The organism is Holdemania sp. 1001302B_160321_E10, assembly GCF_015552275.1.
Taxonomy (GTDB): domain Bacteria; phylum Bacillota_I; class Bacilli_A; order Erysipelotrichales; family Erysipelotrichaceae; genus Holdemania.
On the sequence record NZ_JADNEM010000057.1, the window covers coordinates 1 to 4,965 of the forward strand.

The 4,965-nt window shown below is 50.7% G+C and carries 3 rRNA genes; all 3 read left to right on the forward strand.

The annotated features are described in order from the left end of the window. Positions 1–36: 36 nt before the first annotated feature. The 3 genes from I2D94_RS17695 (at position 37) to rrf (ending at position 4,933) form a co-directional block, all read left to right on the forward strand. Positions 37–1,572: ribosomal RNA gene (locus tag I2D94_RS17695) — 16S ribosomal RNA — on the forward strand. 257 nt (positions 1,573–1,829) lie between these two features. Continuing rightward, positions 1,830–4,727 (forward strand): 23S ribosomal RNA (locus tag I2D94_RS17700). 92 nt (positions 4,728–4,819) lie between these two features. Continuing rightward, positions 4,820–4,933 (forward strand): 5S ribosomal RNA (rrf, locus tag I2D94_RS17705). The 16S, 23S and 5S rRNA genes sit together here, the layout of an rRNA operon. Positions 4,934–4,965 lie beyond the last annotated feature (32 nt).

The following is a 4,965-nucleotide window of genomic DNA, read 5'->3' on the forward strand; positions in this document are numbered from 1 at the left end:
ATAGTGAAGATAAAACAAAGAGCTAACAAACTCTGACAAATGGAGAGTTTGATCCTGGCTCAGGATGAACGCTGGCGGCGTGCCTAATACATGCAAGTCGAACGCTTGCTTGAGGACTTGTCTTCAAGCGGGAGTGGCGAACGGGTGAGTAATACATAAGCAATCTGCCCATCGGCCTGGGATAACAGTTGGAAACGACTGCTAATACCGGATAGGTGATAGGGAGGCATCTCTTGATCATTAAAGTTGGGATACAACACGGATGGATGAGCTTATGGCGTATTAGCTAGTAGGTGAGGTAACGGCTCACCTAGGCGATGATACGTAGCCGACCTGAGAGGGTGACCGGCCACATTGGGACTGAGACACGGCCCAAACTCCTACGGGAGGCAGCAGTAGGGAATTTTCGGCAATGGGCGAAAGCCTGACCGAGCAACGCCGCGTGAGTGAAGAAGGCCTTCGGGTTGTAAAGCTCTGTTGTGAAGGAAGAACGGCTCATACAGGGAATGGTATGGGAGTGACGGTACTTTACCAGAAAGCCACGGCTAACTACGTGCCAGCAGCCGCGGTAATACGTAGGTGGCGAGCGTTATCCGGAATTATTGGGCGTAAAGGGTGCGCAGGCGGTTTTTTAAGTTTAAGGTGAAAGCGTGGGGCTTAACCCCATATAGCCTTAGAAACTGAGAGACTAGAGTACAGGAGAGGGCAATGGAATTCCATGTGTAGCGGTAAAATGCGTAGATATATGGAGGAACACCAGTGGCGAAGGCGGTTGCCTGGCCTGTAACTGACGCTCATGCACGAAAGCGTGGGGAGCAAATAGGATTAGATACCCTAGTAGTCCACGCCGTAAACGATGAGAACTAAGTGTTGGGGAAACTCAGTGCTGCAGTTAACGCAATAAGTTCTCCGCCTGGGGAGTATGCACGCAAGTGTGAAACTCAAAGGAATTGACGGGGGCCCGCACAAGCGGTGGAGTATGTGGTTTAATTCGACGCAACGCGAAGAACCTTACCAGGTCTTGACATCCCCTGCAAAGACATAGAGATATGTTGGAGGTTATCAGGGAGACAGGTGGTGCATGGTTGTCGTCAGCTCGTGTCGTGAGATGTTGGGTTAAGTCCCGCAACGAGCGCAACCCTTGTCTTTAGTTACTAACATTGAGTTGAGGACTCTAGAGAGACTGCCGGTGACAAACCGGAGGAAGGTGGGGATGACGTCAAATCATCATGCCCCTTATGACCTGGGCTACACACGTACTACAATGGCGGATACAACGAGAAGCAAGACAGTGATGTGGAGCAAAACTCAGAAAGTCCGTCTCAGTTCGGATTGAAGTCTGCAACCCGACTTCATGAAGCCGGAATCGCTAGTAATCGCGGATCAGCATGCCGCGGTGAATACGTTCTCGGGCCTTGTACACACCGCCCGTCAAACCATGAGAGTTGGCAATACCCGAAGCCGGTGGCCTAACCTCGCAAGAGGAGGGAGCCGTCGAAGGTAGGGCTGATGATTGGGGTTAAGTCGTAACAAGGTATCCCTACGGGAACGTGGGGATGGATCACCTCCTTTCTAAGGAGAAAGACGTACAAAGAAGTTGAATTTGTGAGGAAGTAAGCCTGTTTAGTTTTGAGAGATCGAAAGATTTCTCAGACAGTGATTGTTCTTTGAAAACCGAATAACAGAAAACAGATAGAAAGACATGATCTTTCTGAAAAGTTGTAAGATTTCAAAAATCAGAACAAGATATTTGAAGTTGAACGTTGAACAGTTCTTATTAGAGATTGAAAGGAACTCTGGACGACTCGCAGTCAAGACAGAGGACCTGTGATTAAATGAATAAGGGCGTATGGTGGATGCCTAGGCATGTAGAGCAGAAGAAGGACGCAGCTAACGGCGAAACGCGACGGGGAGTGGTAAGCACACATCGATCCGTCGGTCTCCGAATGGGGAAACCCAGCGCGAGTAATGTCGCGTTACCCATGAGTAAATCCATAGCTCATGAGGAGAGAACCCAGGGAATTGAAACATCTTAGTACCTGGAGGAAAAGAAAATAACAATGATTCCCTCAGTAGCGGCGAGCGAACGGGGAAGAGCCCAAACCAGCCTTAGGGCTGGGGTAGTAGGACCACAACGTGGTACAGTAACCGATAGAAGAAGGACATTGAAAGGTCCGCCAAAGAGGGTGCAAGCCCCGTAATCGAAATTGGGAGCTGACCTAGTGGAATCCTGAGTACGGCGAGGCACGTGGAACCTTGTCGGAAGCATCCGGGACCATCCGGAAAGGCTAAATACTCCTACATGACCGATAGTGAACCAGTACCGTGAGGGAAAGGTGAAAAGAACCGCGGGAGCGGAGTGAAATAGAACCTGAAACCATATGCTTACAAGAAGACAGAGCCCGTTAAGGGGTGATGTCGTGCCTTTTGTAGAATGAACCGGCGAGTTATCTTATCGTGCGAGGTTAAGTGGAAGACACGGAGCCGAAGCGAAAGCGAGTCTGAACAGGGCGGCAGTACGATGAGATAGACCCGAAGCCGTAGTGATCTAGCCATGACCAGGTTGAAGTTTGGGTGAAACCAAATGGAGGACCGAACCGACCCCCGTTGAAAAGTTGGCGGATGAGTTGTGGCTAGCGGAGAAATTCCAATCGAACACGGCGATAGCTGGTTCTCCCCGAAATAGCTTTAGGGCTAGCGTCGAAGTAAGGGTAGTGGAGGTAGAGCACTGAATTCATGATGGCGCCGTCAAGGTGTACTGAATGAAATCAAACTCCGAATGCCATTATAGCATCTTCGGCAGTCAGACTGTGGGTGATAAGGTCCATGGTCAAAAGGGAAACAGCCCAGATCATCAGTTAAGGTCCCAAAATTACCGCTAAGTGGAAAAGGATGTGGGGATGCACAGACAACTAGGAGGTTGGCTTAGAAGCAGCCACCCTTCAAAGAGTGCGTAACAGCTCACTAGTCGAGTGACCCTGCGCCGAAAATTAACCGGGGCTAAGCGGTATACCGAAACTATGGCAATGACTCAGGTCATTGGGTAGGGGAGCGTTCCATGGGCGTAGAAGCTGTACCGTAAGGAGCAGTGGAGCGCATGGAAGTGAGAATGCCGGTGTGAGTAGCGAGATGCAGGTGAGAATCCTGCACACCGATAGACCAAGGATTCCAGGGGAAGGTTCGTCCGCCCTGGGTAAGTCGGGACCTAAGGCGAGGCTGAAAAGCGTAGTCGATGGAAAACAGGTTGATATTCCTGTACCCGCGCATCGAGTGATGGAGTGACAAAGAAGGCTAACCGGACCGGTAAATGGATTCCGGACCAAGCGAGGTAGGAGGCAGTCAGGCAAATCCGGCTGTCAATCTGAAGGCGTGATGGGGAGCGAACAGCGCGAGCTAAGTAGCGAAGACGGCGATGCCAGCTTTCAAGAAAAGCTTCTAGCGATAATCGATGAGCGGCCCGTACCAAAACCGACACAGGTGGTCAAGGCGAGAAGCCTAAGGTGAGCGAGAGAACTGTTGCCAAGGAACTCGGCAAAATAGCCCCGTACGTTCGCAAGAAGGGGCGCTCGAAAGAGCCGCAGTGAAGAGGCCCAAGCAACTGTTTAACTAAAACACAGCTCTCTGCAAAGTCGCAAGACGAAGTATAGGGGGTGACGCCTGCCCGGTGCTGGAAGGTTAAGAGGATATGTTAGTCGCAAGACGAAGCATTGAATTGAAGCCCCAGTGAACGGCGGCCGTAACTATAACGGTCCTAAGGTAGCGAAATTCCTTGTCAGGTAAGTTCTGACCCGCACGAAAGGCGTAATGATTTGGGCGCTGTCTCGGCAGCAGACTCGGTGAAATCTTAGTACCTGTGAAGATGCAGGTTACCCGCAACTAGACGGAAAGACCCCATGGAGCTTTACTGTAGCCTGATATTGAGTTTTGATCAAGTATGTACAGGATAGGTGGGAGACGAAGAAGTTGGGACGTCAGTTTCAATGGAGTCGACGTTGGGATACCACTCTTAGTTGATTGAAATTCTAACCTGTATCCATGAGCTGGGTAAGGGACAGTGTCAGGTGGGCAGTTTGACTGGGGCGGTCGCCTCCTAAAGAGTAACGGAGGCGCCCAAAGGTACCCTCAGATTGGTTGGAAATCAATCGACGAGCGCAAATGCAGAAGGGTGCTTGACTGCAAGACAGACAAGTCGAGCAGGGACGAAAGTCGGGATTAGTGATCCGGCGGTGCAGAATGGAATGGCCGTCGCTTAACGGATAAAAGCTACCCTGGGGATAACAGGCTGATCTCGCCCAAGAGTTCACATCGACGGCGAGGTTTGGCACCTCGATGTCGGCTCATCGCATCCTGGAGCTGAATTCGGTTCCAAGGGTTGGGCTGTCCGCCCATTAAAGCGGTACGCGAGCTGGGTTCAGAACGTCGTGAGACAGTTCGGTCCCTATCTGTTGTGGGCGTAGGAAATTTGAGGAGAGCTGTCCTTAGTACGAGAGGACCGGGATGGACCCACCGCTGGTGCACCAGTTGTATCGCCAGATGCATAGCTGGGTAGCTAAGTGGGGAACGGATAAACGCTGAAGGCATCTAAGCGTGAAACCGACTCCGAGATGAGATTTCCCATTTCCAAGAGAAAGTAAGACCCCTTGAAGACGACGAGGTAGATAGGTCAGAGATGGAAGCACAGCGATGTGTGGAGTTGACTGATACTAATCGGTCGAGGATTTAATCACATGAGGAAAAAAACGTTCATAACGAAGTAAGAAAGAGCAAGACTTTCTGGAAGCAACTGTTATTTGGTTTTCAGGGAATAATCCTGAAATGATCTGGTGACGATAGCGAAATGGTCACACCTGTTCCCATCCCGAACACAGAAGTTAAGCATTTCCGCGGCGAGAATAGCTATGCCTGCCATAGTGAACGTAGCTCGTTGCCAGGTTCTCCGGTTCCCTTTCTCAGGGAGCCTTTTTT